This window comes from Rhodococcus sp. P4_B6 (assembly GCF_056402215.1).
On the sequence record NZ_JBFUHV010000480.1, the window covers coordinates 1 to 736 of the forward strand.

Genomic DNA, 736 nt, shown 5'->3' on the forward strand with positions numbered 1-736 from the left:
CAGTTCGACCTCACGCTGACGGTAAGTGAACGCGTAGATCGGGATGGTGCCGCTTGCGGTCTGACCGCCGCGCTGACTTACGCGCAGGACCTGTTCGACGAGGACACCGTCCGCAGTTCGACCTCACGCTGACGGTAAGTGAACGCGTAGATCGGGATGGTGCCGCTTGCGGTCTGACCGCCGCGCTGACTTACGCGCAGGACCTGTTCGACGAGGACACCGTCCGCGGCTTCGCCGACCGGTTCACTCGCCTCCTCGACGCTGCGGTCGCCGATCCCGACAGCCCGGTCGGCGACATCGACCTCCTCGACCCCACCGAAAAACAGCTGATCCTCGCGGACTGGAACCACACCGATCATGCTCCAACCACCGACACACTGGTGTCGATATTCGGTGCGCAGGCCGCCCGCACACCCGACGCGCCCGCGGTGGTGGATGGGGACCGGTGCCTGTCCTATGCCGAGTTCAGCGCACGCGTCAACCGTCTCGCCCGACGCTTGATCACCCAGGGTGTGGGCCCGGAAACCATCGTGGCAGTGCGGATGCGCCGCTCCCTCGACTTCGTCGTCGGAGTCTATGCGACCCTCACCGCCGGTGGGGCTTACCTACCCATCGACCCCGACCACCCAGCCGAGCGCACCCACTTCATTCTCGCAGTGGCACAACCAACCTGCATGCTGACCACCACCCACGACGACCACATCGATCTGCCGGACCCGGTACCGGTCCTCCACAC

The 736-nt window shown here is 65.6% G+C and carries 1 protein-coding gene and 1 pseudogene; both read left to right on the top strand.

Annotation, left to right across the window (positions count from 1 at the left end):
- Nucleotides 1–53 precede the first annotated feature (53 nt).
- Nucleotides 54–275, top strand: a pseudogene (locus tag AC1DWT_RS51675) (hypothetical protein); the annotation flags it as partial.
- 105 nt (nucleotides 276–380) lie between these two features.
- A partial coding sequence (locus tag AC1DWT_RS51680) for an AMP-binding protein (RefSeq protein WP_477926331.1) occupies nucleotides 381–736 on the top strand: 356 nt, incomplete at its 3' end.